Source organism: Nocardioides lentus, from assembly GCF_039529515.1.
GTDB classification, from domain to species: domain Bacteria; phylum Actinomycetota; class Actinomycetes; order Propionibacteriales; family Nocardioidaceae; genus Nocardioides; species Nocardioides lentus.
The window spans coordinates 349316-363270 of record NZ_BAAAMY010000001.1 but is presented as its reverse complement, the minus strand read 5'-3'; the positions used below and the strand labels follow the sequence as shown (position 1 = coordinate 363270).

Annotated in this window: 12 protein-coding genes and 2 tRNA genes; all 14 read left to right on the top strand. The window is 73.3% G+C overall.

The genetic code is table 11. The features are described 5' to 3' along the window. Window positions 1-396: 396 nt before the first annotated feature. Entirely contained in the window at window positions 397-1542 is a 1146-nt protein-coding gene (gene dnaN / locus ABD158_RS01715) for a DNA polymerase III subunit beta (protein WP_344002799.1), read from the top strand. Between the two features lie 55 nt (window positions 1543-1597). After that, on the top strand, window positions 1598-2515 hold the full coding sequence (gene gnd, locus ABD158_RS01710; protein ID WP_344002796.1) for a phosphogluconate dehydrogenase (NAD(+)-dependent, decarboxylating): 918 nt from the start codon (window positions 1598-1600) through the stop codon (window positions 2513-2515). A gap of 6 nt (window positions 2516-2521) precedes the next feature. Next, the gene (recF, locus tag ABD158_RS01705) at window positions 2522-3766 is read left to right on the top strand and encodes a DNA replication/repair protein RecF (protein WP_344002793.1); all 1245 of its coding nucleotides are present in this window, start codon (window positions 2522-2524) and stop codon (window positions 3764-3766) included. Further along, window positions 3756-4385 (top strand): DciA family protein, encoded by a 630-nt coding sequence (locus tag ABD158_RS01700; protein ID WP_344002790.1) that lies wholly within the window; start codon window positions 3756-3758, stop codon window positions 4383-4385. Before recF ends, ABD158_RS01700 begins: the two co-directional genes overlap by 11 nt. Before the next feature lie 391 nt (window positions 4386-4776). Then, complete coding sequence (gene gyrB / locus ABD158_RS01695) at window positions 4777-6861, top strand: DNA topoisomerase (ATP-hydrolyzing) subunit B (RefSeq protein ID WP_344003712.1); 2085 nt, start codon at window positions 4777-4779, stop codon at window positions 6859-6861. A 31-nt stretch (window positions 6862-6892) separates the two neighbouring features. After that, complete coding sequence (gyrA, locus tag ABD158_RS01690) at window positions 6893-9652, top strand: DNA gyrase subunit A (RefSeq protein ID WP_344002787.1); 2760 nt, start codon at window positions 6893-6895, stop codon at window positions 9650-9652. Then, window positions 9652-10317 (top strand): DUF3566 domain-containing protein, encoded by a 666-nt coding sequence (locus tag ABD158_RS01685; RefSeq protein ID WP_344002785.1) that lies wholly within the window; start codon window positions 9652-9654, stop codon window positions 10315-10317. The genes gyrA and ABD158_RS01685 overlap by 1 nt, the downstream gene beginning before the upstream one ends. A gap of 94 nt (window positions 10318-10411) precedes the next feature. Then, window positions 10412-10485 (top strand) — tRNA-Ile (locus tag ABD158_RS01680). 30 nt (window positions 10486-10515) lie between these two features. Continuing rightward, a complete protein-coding gene (locus ABD158_RS01675; RefSeq protein ID WP_344002782.1) occupies window positions 10516-10644 on the top strand; it encodes a DLW-39 family protein in 129 nt (42 codons plus the stop codon). Between the two features lie 36 nt (window positions 10645-10680). Then, window positions 10681-10753 (top strand) — tRNA-Ala (locus ABD158_RS01670). A 189-nt stretch (window positions 10754-10942) separates the two neighbouring features. Further along, window positions 10943-11833, top strand: a complete 891-nt coding sequence (locus ABD158_RS01665; protein WP_344002779.1) for an SURF1 family protein — start codon at window positions 10943-10945, stop codon at window positions 11831-11833. Window positions 11834-11842: 9 nt separating this feature from the next. Further along, entirely contained in the window at window positions 11843-12250 is a 408-nt protein-coding gene (locus tag ABD158_RS01660; protein ID WP_344002776.1) for a DUF3817 domain-containing protein, read from the top strand. 26 nt (window positions 12251-12276) lie between these two features. After that, window positions 12277-13107 carry a patatin-like phospholipase family protein gene (locus ABD158_RS01655; RefSeq protein WP_344002774.1) on the top strand — a complete coding sequence of 277 codons (831 nt, stop codon included), beginning with the start codon at window positions 12277-12279 and terminating at the stop codon, window positions 13105-13107. Further along, window positions 13104-13955: lysophospholipid acyltransferase family protein (locus ABD158_RS01650; RefSeq protein ID WP_344002773.1), on the top strand; the 852-nt coding region annotated here is incomplete at its 3' end. The genes ABD158_RS01655 and ABD158_RS01650, both read left to right, overlap by 4 nt.

The window sequence follows — 13955 nt, the reverse complement described above, 5'->3', positions numbered from 1 at the left end:
GTCTACAACCAGGTCACCGAGCTCACGAACCGGATCAAGCTCCAGGCCCGCACGCCCTGACCCTCCCGCGGAGGTCGAGGGCCCGTGCACAGTCGGGCTGTGGGCCCGCGCGCGTCCGAGCCGTCGTCCCTGTGGGCATTCGCGAACGACACGTCCGGACGCGGTCCGGTCCACACCGACGTGTAGTTCCACCGGGTCTCCTCCACAGCCCGACGCACAGGCCGCGACGGCCCGGTTGCGGGCCGTGAGGGCGTCCTCCACAGATTCCACCGACGCTACGACCACTGACACCCTTCTCATGACATCGCTGAACGGCAATCCCCGAGACCACCGCGCCCGTGTGGACAACGCACCCGGCATGGCAGGATCGAGCCCCCGAACCAGCCAGGAGGCCCCGTGAAGTTCCGAGTCGAGCGCGACGTGCTCGCCGACGCCGTGGCGTGGGCGGCCCGCAGCCTCCCGGTCCGCCCCAGCGTCCCCGTCCTGGCCGGCCTGCTGGTCGAGGCGCACGACGACGGGCTGATGCTCTCGACGTTCGACTACGAGACCTCCGCGCGGGCCAGCCTCGACGCCGACGTCGCCGAGCCCGGCACCGCGCTGGTCTCCGGGCGGCTCCTCGCCGACATCTGTCGCAGCCTGCCCGCGAAGCCCGTCGACATGGTCCTCGACGGCACCCGTGTGCAGCTCACGTGCGGCTCGGCGCGCTTCAGCCTCCAGACCATGCCGGTCGAGGACTACCCGAGCCTGCCCTCCATGCCCGCCGCCACGGGGACCGTCCCGAGCGCGGAGTTCGCGCACGCGGTCGCCCAGGCCGTCACCGCCGCCGGACGCGACGACATGCTGCCGGTGCTGACGGGTGTCCGCGTCGAGATCGAGGGCTCCGCGATCGCGCTGCTCGCCACCGACCGGTTCCGGCTGGCCCAGCGCGAGCTGGGGTGGGAGCCCCACACCCCCGACGAGTCCGCCGCCGCGCTCGTGCCGGCCAAGGTGCTGGGCGACACCGCCAAGTCGCTGACCGTCGGGACCGAGGTCACCATCGCGCTCTCGGCCGGCGGGGCCGGCGAGGGCATCATCGGCTTCGAGGGCACCGGTCCCGGAGGGGTCCGTCGGACCACGACCCGGCTGCTGGACGGCGAGTTCCCGAAGGTCCGCAGCCTCTTCCCGTCCGAGCACCTCACGGTCGCGAAGGTCGACAAGGCCGAGCTGGTGGAGTCGGTCAAGCGCGTCGCCCTCGTCGCGGAGCGCAACACCGCGGTGCAGCTGGCCTTCGGTGACGGGGTGCTCACCCTCGACGCCGGCTCGGGCGACGAGGCGCAGGCCTCGGAGTCCATCCAGGCCGAGGTCACCGGTGACCCGCTGACCACCGGCTTCAACCCCCAGTTCCTGCTCGACGGCCTCACCGCCATCGACGAGGCGGTCGTCGAGCTCGCCTTCACCCAGGCCTCCAAGCCCGTGGTGATGAGCGGCGTGCCCGCCGACGAGGGGGCCCAGTCCGGCGGCGACTTCCGCTACCTGCTGATGCCGCGCCGCCTGCTGTCCTGACGACCACCACCACCGCGGGCACCCGGCACCCGGGCGCCGCAAGAGAGGGACTCGCGTGCAGATCGGCATGATCGGCCTCGGCAAGATGGGCGGCAACATGGTCCAGCGGCTCCGCGCCGCCGGCCACGACGTCGTCGGCTACGACCGCGATCCCTCCCTCGCCGACGTCGGCTCGCTCGAGGAGCTCGTCGCGAGCCTGGAGGCGCCGCGCACGGTGTGGGTGATGGTGCCCGCCGGCGCCCCCACCCACGACACGGTGACCGCGCTCGGCGACCTGCTCGAGCCCGGCGACCTCGTCGTCGACGGCGGCAACTCGCGGTGGACCGACGACCAGGCCCACGCCGCACAGCTCGGCGAGAAGCAGATCCGCTTCGTGGACTGCGGCGTCTCCGGCGGGGTCTGGGGCAAGGAGAACGGCTACGCCCTCATGTACGGCGGCGACACCGACGCGATCGCGCAGGTCCAGCCCGCCTTCGACGCGCTGCGCCCCGCCGGGGAGTTCGGCAGCGTCCACGCCGGCAGCGTCGGCGCCGGCCACTTCTCCAAGATGGTCCACAACGGCATCGAGTACGCGATGATGCAGGCGTACGCCGAGGGCTTCGAGCTGCTCGAGAAGGTCGACGTCGTCGACGACGTCACCGAGGTCTTCCGCTCCTGGCGCGGCGGCACCGTCGTCCGCTCGTGGCTGCTCGACCTGATGGTCGCCGCCCTCGACGAGGACCCGGGGCTCGAGTCGATCCAGGGCTACGCCGACGATTCGGGCGAGGGTCGCTGGACCGTCGAGGCGGGCATCGACAACGCGGTGCCGACCCCGGCGATCACGGCAGCGCTCTACGCGCGCTTCGTCTCCCGCCAGGAGGACTCGCCCGCGATGAAGGCGGTCGCCGCGATGCGCAACCAGTTCGGCGGCCACGCGGTCAAGGGCAGCGTCGACCCCGCGGGCGAGACCGGTCCCGAGCCCGACGCGCCGTAGCCCGGCGTGCACGTCACCCGGCTGCTGCTCGCCGACTTCCGCTCGTACGGCGAGGCCGACGTCGTCCTCGCGCCCGGGGCGACGGCGTTCGTGGGCCGCAACGGCCAGGGCAAGACCAACCTGGTGGAGGCGATCGACTACCTCTCGCGGCTGGCCTCGCACCGCGTCGCCTCCGACACCGCGCTGGTCCGGGCCGGGGCGGAGCGGGCGGTCGTACGGGCCGTCGTGGTCCGCGACGGCCGTGAGGCGACGCTGGAGGTGGAGCTCCACCCCGGCAAGGCCAACCGCGCCCGCGTCAACCGCTCGGTGCTGCCGCGGGCCCGCGACATCGTCGGCCTGGTGCGCACCGTCATGTTCTCGCCGGAGGACCTGTCCCTGGTGAAGGGCGACCCGGGGGAGCGGCGCCGCTTCCTCGACGACCTGCTCGTGCTGCGCACGCCGCGCCTGGCCGGGGTCCGGGCCGACTACGACCGCGTGCTGAAGCAGCGCAACTCCCTGCTGAAGAACCTGCGCGCCGGCGGCCACCGCCCGGGCTCCTCCTCGGGGCAGGCGGCCCTGTCGACGCTGGAGGTCTGGGACACCCACCTGGCGGCGAGCGGCTCCGAGCTCCTCGCCGCCCGGCTGCGCCTCGTCGCCGACCTCGAGCCGTACGTCGGGCGGGCCTACGCCGCGGTCGCCCGCGGCGCGACGCGCGAGGACCTGCGCGGCGAGTACCAGCCGTCGCTGCCGATCGGCGAGGACCACTCCGCGCCCGCCCTCGCCGAGGCCCTCCTCGCGGAGGTCGCCCGGCGCCGCGGCGAGGAGCTCGACCGGGCGGTGAGCCTGGTGGGGCCCCACCGCGACGAGCTGCTGCTCACCCTGGGCCCGGCCGGCGGCGACCTGCGGCTGCCGGTGCGGGGCTACGCCTCCCACGGGGAGTCCTGGTCGACCGCGCTCGCGCTGCGGCTGGCCGCCTACGACCTGCTGCGCGACGACGGTGACGACCCGATCCTGATCCTCGACGACGTCTTCGCCGAGCTCGACACCGAGCGCCGCGCGTCGCTGGCCGCCCTGGTGGCGGAGGCCGAGCAGGTGCTCGTCACGGCCGCGGTCCCCGACGACGTCCCGGCCGCCCTGCGGGGGAGGCGCTACGACGTCGGCGGCGGTAGCGTCGTGGCCGTCGACCCCTCCGCCGGCGACCCCCGGCCCACGGGATCCCGGCCCTCGGACCCCCAGCCCATCGACCCGGAGCGAGGCGCGGATGACGCCTGACGGCGAGGACGGGGTCGGGCCCGACGGGCCCCCGGCCGCCCCCGCCGGCGAGGTCGGGGCCGCCGGCGAGGTCGGGTCGGAGGCGGAGGTCGGGTCCGAGGTCGTCCACGACACGACCGGCCTGGACCTGGCCCGGGCCCTCGCCCGCACGGCCCGCGGTCGCCCGGCCTCCCGTCGTACGCCGGAGCGGGGACGCAGCTCGCGGGGTCCGCGGCGGTCGGGCGGCGACACGCGCGCCGGCTCCGGCGCCCACCCCGACGAGCGCGACCCGCAGACCATCGACGCCACCCTGGGCCGGGTGGTCTCCGAGCACGGGTGGGCGCCGGACCTGCGGGCCCACGGGGTCTTCGCCCGCTGGCCGGAGATCGTCGGGGCGGAGGTGGCCGCCCACAGCCGACCCGAGTCGTTCGCCGACGGCCGGCTGGTCGTCGGCACCGACTCCACGGCGTGGGCCACCCAGCTGCGCCTGCTGTCACCGGCCCTGGTGCGACGCCTCAACACCGAGCTCGGCCACGGGAGCGTGGTCGCGATCGACGTCAAGGGTCCCCACGTCCCGTCGTGGACGCGGGGCGCGCGGTCCGTCCGCGGCGGGCGGGGCCCCCGTGACACCTACGGCTGAGGACCGCGGCTCGGGAGCTCGGTCGAGGTCCCGTACGACGGGTCGCGCAGATCGTCCGTGAGCCGTCCCGGGGGTCCTCGGGCCGTACCCGGGGCTGGGCGACACCGTCGCAGGCCCGTGCGGGCGCCTTCCCGGGCGGCTGAGGGGCACCCTGGCCTCGGGCCACCCCTCCTCCACAGGCGAGGGTCCGTGCCTGAGGCCCTCAGAGCCGGTATGCTGGCAGCGGAGTCGCTGCCGCGCCCGGTGCGTGTGCTGCGGCTCTTGCGGTGCCGGGGGTCCGTCCCCGGCCGGGTCGAGAAGAGGTCCAGTGAGCGACAGCGCAGACGGTGCGAACCCCGAGGACGAGTCCACCCCGACTGAGCAGCCGCCCACGGACCTGCCCGAGGGGTCCGTGGAGGCCGACGAGCCCACCGGGTTGCGGGGCGACACCCGGGTCACCGCCGACTACGACGCCTCCGCCATCCAGGTGCTGGAGGGCCTCGAGGCCGTCCGCAAGCGTCCCGGCATGTACATCGGCTCGACCGGTGAGCGCGGCCTGCACCACCTGATCTGGGAGATCGTCGACAACGCGGTCGACGAGGCCCTCGCCGGCCACTGCGACCGCATCGTCGTCACCCTCACCGAGGACGGCGCGATCCGGGTCGAGGACAACGGTCGCGGCATCCCGACCGACACGGCCCCGGGCGCCGACATGCCGGCCGTGACGATGGCGCTGACGATGCTCCACGCCGGCGGCAAGTTCGGCGGCGGCGGCTACAAGGTGTCCGGCGGCCTGCACGGCGTGGGCGTCTCCGTCGTCAACGCGCTGTCCTCGCGGCTCGTCGTGGAGGTCCGCAACCGCGGCCACCTGTGGCGCCAGGGCTTCCGGCTCGGCGTGCCCGACGGCGACCTCGAGCAGGTCCGTCCGCTCGCCGACGACGAGGGCACCGGCACGACGGTGACCTACTGGGCCTCGGAGGACATCTTCGAGACCGTCGTCTACAACCGCGAGACCATCACCCGCCGCATCCGCGAGATGGCCTTCCTCAACAAGGGCCTCGAGATCGTGGTCCGCGACGAGCGGCCCGCGGCCGACGACGTCGCGGACGCCATCGAGGGCGAGACCCGCGGCGACGGGGGCGACGCCCCCGAGGCCGACGAGGCGCAGCGCGGCCAGGGCGGCGGCGTCGAGCACGTCTTCCGCTACGACCGGGGCCTCGTCGACTACGTCGAGCACCTCAACAAGCGCAAGGAGGCCGCCAACCCCACGGTGATCTCCTTCGAGGCCGAGACGGCGATCGACGTCGAGAACCACATGAGCCTCGAGGTCGCGATGCAGTGGAACACGACGTTCACCGAGTCGGTCCACACCTTCGCGAACACGATCAACACCCACGAGGGCGGCACCCACGAGGAGGGCTTCCGCTCGGCGCTGACCTCGCTGGTCAACACGTGGGGGGCGACCTGGAACCTGATGAAGAAGCCCGAGGACCGCGTCTCCGGCGACGACATCCGCGAGGGCCTCACCGCGATCATCTCGGTCAAGCTCGGCGAGCCGCAGTTCGAGGGCCAGACCAAGACCAAGCTCGGCAACACCGAGGCCCGCAGCTTCGTGCAGAAGATCATGCACGACCAGCTCGGCGCCTGGCTCGAGCAGAACCCCGCCGAGGGACGCGAGATCGTGCGCAAGGCGCAGGCCGCGGCCCACGCCCGGGTCGCGGCGCGCAAGGCCCGCGACCTCGCCCGCTCCCGCAAGGGCCTCCTCGGCGGCGGCGGCCTGCCCGGCAAGCTGTCGGACTGCCAGTCGACCAAGCCCGAGGAGTGCGAGGTCTTCATCGTCGAGGGCGACTCGGCCGGCGGCTCCGCCCGGCAGGGCCGCGACCCGCGCATCCAGGCGATCCTCCCGATCCGCGGCAAGATCCTGAACGTCGAGAAGGCCCGCATCGACAAGGTCCTCGGCAACGCCGAGGTCCAGTCCATCATCTCGGCGCTGGGCACGGGCATCCAGGAGGAGTTCGACCCCGACAAGCTGCGTTACCACAAGGTCGTGCTGATGGCCGACGCCGACGTCGACGGCCACCACATCAACACGCTGCTGCTGACGCTGCTGTTCCGCTTCATGCGCCCGCTGATCGAGCACGGCAACGTCTACATGGCCCAGCCCCCGCTCTACCGGCTGCGGTGGAACAAGCCGCACGAGCACGAGTTCGTCTACTCCGACGCCGAGCGTGACGCGCTGCTGACCGACGGTGCGGCCGCCGGCAAGAAGCTGCCCAAGGAGAACCCGGTCCAGCGCTACAAGGGCCTCGGCGAGATGAACGCCAAGGAGCTGTGGGAGACCACGATGGACCCCGACCAGCGACTGATGCTGCAGGTCACCCTCGACGACGCCGCCCACGCCGACGAGATCTTCTCGATCCTCATGGGCGAGGACGTCGAGCAGCGTCGCGGCTTCATCCAGCGCAACGCCAAAGACGTCCGCTTCCTCGACATCTGAGCCGTCTGAGCTCTCAACCAGGAGTCACTGAATGACCGAGTCCCAGACGCCGCCCGGCGGTCGGATCGAGCCCGTCGAGCTGCAGACGTCGATGCAGCGCGCCTACATCGACTACGCGATGGCCGTCATCGTGGGCCGGGCGCTGCCCGACGTCCGCGACGGCCTCAAGCCGGTGCACCGCCGGGTGCTGTACGCGATGTGGGACGGCGGCTACCGCCCCGACCGCGGCTTCTCCAAGTGCTCGCGCGTCGTCGGCGACGTGATGGGCCAGTACCACCCGCACGGCGACACCGCGATCTACGACACCCTCGTGCGCCTCGCGCAGCCGTGGGTGATGCGCGCCCCGCTCGTCAACGGTCAGGGCAACTTCGGGTCACCGGGCAACGACGCCGCGGCGGCGATGCGCTACACCGAGTGCCGGATGGCGCCGCTGGCCATGGAGATGGTCCGCGACATCGACAAGGAGACCGTCGACTTCCAGCCCAACTACGACGGCCGCTCCGCCGAGCCCGTCGTGCTGCCGAGCCGGATCCCCAACCTCCTCGTCAACGGCTCCGCCGGCATCGCGGTCGGCATGGCCACCTCCATCCCGCCGCACAACCTGCGCGAGGTCGCCGCCGGCGCCGCGTGGGCGCTCGAGCACCCCGACGCCACCCGCGAGGAGCTGCAGGACGCGCTCCTCGAGCGGATCAAGGGCCCCGACTTCCCCAACGGCGCGCTGATCGTCGGCCACCAGGGCATCGAGCAGGCCTACCGCACCGGGCGCGGCTCCATCACGCAGCGCGCGGTGATCGAGGTCGACGAGGACGCCCGCGGCCGCACGACGCTGGTGATCACCGAGCTGCCCTACATGGTCAACCCCGACAACCTCGCGCTGAAGATCGCCGAGCTGGCCGACTCCGGCAAGGTGCAGGGCATCGCCGACGTCCGCGACGACACCTCCGACCGCACCGGCCAGCGGCTCGTGGTCGTGCTCAAGCGCGACGCGGTCGCCCGGGTCGTGCTCAACAACCTGCTGAAGCACACCGAGCTGCAGACCAACTTCAGCGCCAACATGCTCGCGCTCGTCGACGGGGTGCCCCGCACCCTGACGATCGACCAGTTCATCTCGAACTGGGTCGAGCACCAGGTCGAGATCATCCGCCGCCGCACGGAGTACCTGCTCCGCGAGGCCGAGAAGCGGGCCCACATCCTGCGCGGCCTGGTGAAGGCCCTGGACGCCCTCGACGAGGTGATCGCGCTGATCCGGCGCTCGCCCGAGGTCGACGACGCCCGCCAGGGCCTGATCGAGCTGCTCGAGATCGACGAGCTGCAGGCCAACGCGATCCTCGACATGCAGCTGCGCCGCCTCGCGGCGCTCGAGCGCCAGAAGATCGTCGACGAGCTCGCCGAGATCGAGCGCACGATCGCCGACCTCGAGGACATCCTCGCCAACGTCACCCGGCAGCGGAGGATCGTCGCGGACGAGCTGGCCGAGATCGTCGAGCGGTACGGCGACGAGCGGCGCACGCAGATCATCGCGGCCGCCGGCGACCTGTCGATGGAGGACCTGATCCCCGACGAGGCGCTCGTCGTGTCGATCACCCGCGGCGGCTACGCCAAGCGCACCCTCGCCGCGGCGTACCGGACCCAGCGGCGCGGCGGCAAGGGCGTGCGGGGGGCCTCCCTGCGCGGGGACGACGTGGTCGAGCACTTCATCTCGACGTCCAACCACCACTGGCTGCTGTTCTTCACCACCCAGGGACGGGTCTACCGGACGAAGGCCTACAACCTGCCCGAGGCGTCGCGCGACGCGAAGGGCGGCCACGTCGCCGGGCTCCTGAGCTTCCAGCCCGACGAGCAGATCGCCCAGGTGCTCGCGATCCGCGACTACGAGCAGGCGCCGTACCTGGTGCTGGCCACGCGCAGCGGGCTGGTGAAGAAGACCCGGCTCGCGGACTACAACTCCCCGCGGCAGGCCGGCGTCATCGCCATCAACTTCCGCGAGGACGACGACGAGCTGATCGGCGCGGAGCTGGTCGACGGCGCCGACGACATCCTGCTGGTCTCGCGCAAGGGCCAGTCCATCCGGTTCCGGGCCGACGACACCCAGCTGCGGCCGATGGGACGGGCGACGTCCGGCGTGACCGGCATGAAGTTCCGCGACGGTGACGCCCTGCTGTCGATGTCCGTCATCCGCGCGGCCCAGGTGGCGGCCGAGGTCGCCGCCGGCCTCGACGAGGAGACGTCGGCGGAGGACACCCCGCAGGTGCCGGAGACCCCGGTGGCGGAGGTGGACCCGGCCGAGGTCAAGGCGCAGTACGTCTTCACGATCACCGACGGCGGCTACGCCAAGCGGAGCCGGATCACCGACTACCGCCTGCAGTCGCGCGGCGGCATCGGCATCAAGACGATGCAGCTCTCCGACGAGGACCGCGGCTCCCTGGTGGGGGCGTTCATCGTGCAGGAGGGTGACGAGATCCTGTCCATCACGCAGGCCGGGCAGGTCGTCCGCAGCCGCGTGGACGAGAACTTCCGTCCGACCGGGCGCTCCACGATGGGCGTGCGGTTCGTGAGCATGCGCGGGGCCGACTCGGTGGCCGTGGTCGCCCGCTCGGTGGAGCAGCAGGTGGTCGAGGAGGCCACCGGCGAGGCCGAGCCGAGCGACGCCGACATCGAGGCGACGGTCGAGGCCCAGGAGGAGGCCGAGACCGTCACGGACTCGAGGGATGAGGATCCCGAGGCCCCGGATGCAACAATCGAGTCCAGCACGACCGATGGTGACGGCGATCCCGGGAATGGTGACGACTGATGGTGGACGGCCCCGACCAGCGCCCCCCGGGCCCCGGCCCCGGCGCGCCCCGGCGGTCCGGCACCGCCGAGCAGACCCGCCCGGCCCCGGCCCCGGCCCCCTCGTCGGCACAGCGCCCGGCGGCGTCCGGCACCGAGGACACCGCGGTCCGTCCCTTCACCCAGCGGATGTCGCAGGCGATCAGCAACGCGGCGCGGCCCGTGCAGAAGGGCGAGTCCCGGGGCGAGGGCGCCGCGCTCGTCACCGGTGAGAACCGCGCGGTGAAGCCCCGCCGTGGCGGCGCTCCGCGTCCGCCGCGCCGGGCCCGGCTGCGGCTGACCCGCATCGACCCGTGGTCGGTGACCAAGACGGCGTTCCTGCTTGCGATCGCCTTCGGCGTCGTCACGATCGTCTCGGTGACCGTGGTCTGGTCGGTGCTGGGCGCCGCCGGCGTCTGGGACTCGATCAACGCCACCGTCGCCAGCGTGCTGGACGGCGAGGACACCTCCGGCTTCGACGTGGAGAACTACGTCGGGATCCAGCGGATCCTGGGCTTCACCACGCTGGTGACGATCCTCAACGTCTTCCTGATCACCGCCGTGGCGACCCTCGCCGCGTTCATGTACAACCTCGCGGCCGCGCTGCTCGGCGGCGTCGAGGTCACCCTCGCCGAGGACGACCGCTGAGGTCCTGACCCACCGGCGGGCCCCGTTTTGAGCCGTCGGCGAGCGCTGCTGTAGTCTCGCCCGCGGTCGACACGGCGGTCCCGCCGGTCCCGGCGGGCCTATAGCTCAGACGGTTAGAGCGCTTCCCTGATAAGGAAGAGGTCACAGGTTCAAGTCCTGTTAGGCCCACCCCGCAGCACGGTGACACCGAGGAGCACGATGAAGAAGCTGATGGTCGTCCTCCTCGCCGGCCTGGGCGCGGCGTTCGCGAAGAAGAAGTACGACGACGGTCGCGAGGAGAAGGCCCTGTGGGCCGAGGCCACCGACCCGGTCAAGCCCGCCCGCTGACCCGCTCCACCCGGGTCCGACGCAGGATCCACACCCGGGGCCTTGGCGCAATTGGTAGCGCACCTGCTTTGCAAGCAGGGGGTTAGGGGTTCGAGTCCCCTAGGCTCCACCGCTCCGCGGGGAACGTGGGGTCCGCGCCGTGCGCCTGCGGTTTCACCAGGTCTGTGACGAGACCGCCACTCCTCGCACTCCGCACAGCGCGAGAAGTGGCAGTTCCGCGGCATACCTGGTGGAACCGCGGCCGGGGCCGGCCGGTGCTCGGCGCGGGCCGGGTGGGCGGGCTTCGTAGACTCGGGGTGTGTCTCACCGGTACCGCAGCGTCCTCGCGCCGCGGATGCTGGGCGCCCACGCGCTGGCCGTGGTGCTGGTCGCGATCGCGGTCGGGCTGGGGTTCTGGCAGCTCGCGGCCTGGTCCGCGGAGCGGGAGGCGGCGGCGGTCGACCTCACGCAGGAGAGCCCGGTCCCGCTCGGCGAGGTGATGCGGCCCGACGACGGGTTCCCGGTCGACGCGCTCGGGCGGCCGGTCGAGGTCAGCGGGGAGTGGGTGCCCGAGGGCAGCCTCGTCGTCACCGGTCGCAGCCAGGACACCGAGAGCCCCGGCGACGGCGTGTGGTCGGTGACCCCGGTCGCCGTCACGGACGAGGCGGGCGCCGAGCTGCTCGTCGTCACCGGCTGGGCACGCTCCGCGGACGACCTCCCGGCGCCGCCCAGCGGCGCCGCGGACCTCGTCGTACGCCCACAGCCGTCGCAGGCCGAGCCGGGCGTGGCCGCCGACGTCCCCGGCGACCGGGAGCTGCCGCAGCTGCGCATCGCCGACGCCGTCCAGCTCACCACCGCCGACCTGTACGGCGGGTACGCGGTGGCGGCCGAGCCGGCCACGGGCCTGGCGCCGGTCGAGGTGCCGCCGCGCGAGGAGGTCGGCCCGTTCACCGCCCTGCAGAACCTGCTCTACGCGATCGAGTGGTGGGTCTTCGGCGGGTTCGCGGCCTTCGTGTGGTGGCGCTTCGTCCGCGACGCCCTCGAGGCGGACCGGGCGGCGGCCGCGGCCGGTGACGACCCCGGCGACGACCCTGGCGACGACCCTGGCGACGACCCCGGGGACGAGCCGGGGGACGAGCCGCGTGACCCGCCCCACCGGGAGCCGGGGCCCGCGCCGTCCGCCGACCCCGCGCGCACGCCCGTCGGCTAGGTTCGAGGGGTGAGAGGGGCTCTTCTGCGCTACCGCGTCATGGCGTCGGTGGTGGGCGTGCTGCTGGTGGTGCTGTTCTTCGTCTCGACCCCGCTGTCGAACTTCGACGGCAGCAGCATGTGGGGCTTCATCCCCGTCACCCCCGACTGGGTCACCCCCGGGAGCCCGGTGCAGGAGTTCGGCGCGACCGTCAGCGAGTTCCTCGGCGTCGCCCACGGCTGGCTCTACATGATCTTCCTCGTCTGCGCGTTCCTCCTCGCCCGCCGCGCGGGCTGGGACCTCGGCTTCACCGCGGTCACGCTGCTGATGGGCACCGTCCCGGTGCTCTCCTTCTGGGCCGAGCACCGCGCCACCCGTCGCGTCCGCGCCGAGCACGCCGACGAGCTGGCCACCCCGGTGCGACCGCCCGCGGCCTGAGCGCGTGGGCGCCCGGTGAGCACGTCGTGACGACCGCCTTCGTGCTGGGGGGCGGGGGAGTGCTCGGGGCCGTCGAGGTGGGCATGCTGGGCGCCCTGCTCGACCGCGGCGTACGGCCGGACCTCGTGCTGGGCACGAGCGTCGGGGCCCTCAACGGGGCGCTGCTCGCGCAGGACCCGACGCCCGCCGTGGTCGACCGGCTCACCGCCCTGTGGCGGCGGGCCGCCACGACGCGCGACGTGTACGGCGACGGGCCCGTGCGCACCGTCCGACGCGCGGTCGCGACCGGCACCCACCTGTACTCCGCCTCCCCGCTGACGCGCCGGCTGCGCGGGGAGCTCGGGGCGACCCTCATCGAGGACCTCCCCGTGCGTCTGGAGGTCTGCGCCGCCAGCATCGAGCGCGCCGCCGAGCACTGGTTCACGTCCGGCCCGCTGGTCGACGCCGTGGTCGCCAGCGCCGCGGTCCCCGGCCTGCTGCCGCCGGCGAAGGTGGGCGACGAGCACTTCCTCGACGGCGGCGTCGTGAACTCCATCCCGCTCGGCCGCGCCGTCGCCCAGGGCGCCACCCGGGTCTTCGTGCTGCAGGTGGGCCGCATCGATCGGCCGCTGACGGTCCCGCAGCGGCCCTGGGACGTCGCGCGGGTGTCGTTCGAGATCGCGCGCCGCCACCGCTTCCACCGCGAGCTGGCCGAGGTCCCCGACGGCGTCGAGGTCCACGTGCTCCCCGCCGCCGGCACCTCGGCGCGCGACGACCGGATCACCTCCCACCGCGACTTCCGTGACGTCGAGACCCGCATCGAGCTGACCCGGACCGCCGCCGGGGCCTTCCTCGACGACGCCGGGGTCGTCGCGTGAGCGGGCGGGCCGGGCGCACCGCGACGGTCGTCGTACGCCGGGTGGTCGGGCCGCCGCTGGTGCTCGCGCTCACCGCGGTGCTCTGGGCGACGCTGCCGGTCTGGCTGGTGCTCGCGGCGCTCGCGTCGCCGGTGCTGCCCGGCCACTGGCGCGCGCTGCGGCTGTTCTGGCTGGCGCTGACCTACCTGACGTGCGCCAGCCTGCTCCTGCTGGTGATGCTGGGGCTGTGGCTCGCCTCGGGCTGCGGGTGGCGGCTGCGGACGGCGTACTTCGAGGGGATCCACTACGACCTCGTCCAGGGGCTGCTGTGGGTGCTGGACCGGGTCGGGCGCCGCGTCGCGCACCTCGAGATCCGCACCGAGGGTCCCGCGCCCGACGCGCACCCCGGTCAGCCGCTGCTGGTGTGCTCGCGCCACGCGGGACCCGGCGACTCGTTCATCCTCATGCACGCGCTGATGACCACCTACGCCCGCGAGCCGCGCGTGGTCCTGAAGGACACGCTGCGCTGGGACCCCGCGATCGACGTGGTGCTGGGCCGCCTGCACGCCCGCTTCATCACCACCGACCCCGGCCCGGGGGAGGACCTGGAGAGCCAGATCCACGAGCTGGCCACCGGTCTCGACGAGAACGACGCCTTCGTGATCTTCCCCGAGGGCGGCAACTTCACCCCCTCGCGCCGCACGCGGTCGATCGAGCGGCTCCGGGCGCGCGGGCTGCACGGCATGGCGGAGCGCGCCGAGGCGATGGAGCACGTCCTCGCGCCGCGTCCGGGCGGGCTGCTCGCCGCGCTCGACGCCGCCCCGCTCGCCGACGTGGTCTGGGTCGCCCACACGGGGCTGGACCACATG

Coding starts and splice junctions, on each gene's coding strand:
- ABD158_RS01675 (WP_344002782.1), top strand. CDS start 10,516: ATGAAGAAGCTGATGGTCGTCCTCCTCGCCGGCCTGGGCGCGGCGTTC.
- ABD158_RS01685 (WP_344002785.1), top strand. CDS start 9,652: ATGGTGGACGGCCCCGACCAGCGCCCCCCGGGCCCCGGCCCCGGCGCG.
- gyrA (WP_344002787.1), top strand. CDS start 6,893: ATGACCGAGTCCCAGACGCCGCCCGGCGGTCGGATCGAGCCCGTCGAG.
- ABD158_RS01700 (WP_344002790.1), top strand. CDS start 3,756: ATGACGCCTGACGGCGAGGACGGGGTCGGGCCCGACGGGCCCCCGGCC.